This is a genomic window from Bacillus cereus group sp. BfR-BA-01356, assembly GCF_022663635.1.
Classification (GTDB): Bacteria; Bacillota; Bacilli; order Bacillales; family Bacillaceae_G; genus Bacillus_A; species Bacillus_A cereus.
The window spans coordinates 1-372 of the sequence record NZ_JAKUFX010000301.1; the positions used below are offsets into that span (position 1 = coordinate 1).

A 372-nucleotide genomic window follows, 5' to 3' on the forward strand; every position below is an offset into this window, starting at 1 on the left:
TCTATTATAGATGGGTTTAACAATGAAATTGTAAGTTATAAAATAGCTGAGACACAGGATGTTTCTCTTGTATTAGATACTCTAAAAGAGGCTTTAAAAAAGCGAAATGTGATTGATACGATTTTACATTCGGATCAAGGAAAGGTGTATACATCAAAACAATTTCAAACATATGCCAAAGAAAAAGGCATTATCACAAGCATGTCTCGTACAGGAAACTGCCATGATAATGCCCTCATAGAATCCTTTCATTCTCATTTAAAATCCGAAGGATTCTATGCGCAAAATATAAAACAATCGAATAATGCTAGTATAATACAAACTGTGGATGAATACATCCACTACTATAATAATGAACGGATTCAGAGAAAA

1 protein-coding gene is annotated in these 372 nt (G+C 32.0%); it reads left to right on the forward strand.

The genetic code is table 11. The annotated features are described in order from the left end of the window. The coding region (locus tag MR168_RS33155) for a DDE-type integrase/transposase/recombinase (protein WP_242291774.1) at positions 1 to 372 on the forward strand (372 nt) is incomplete at both ends.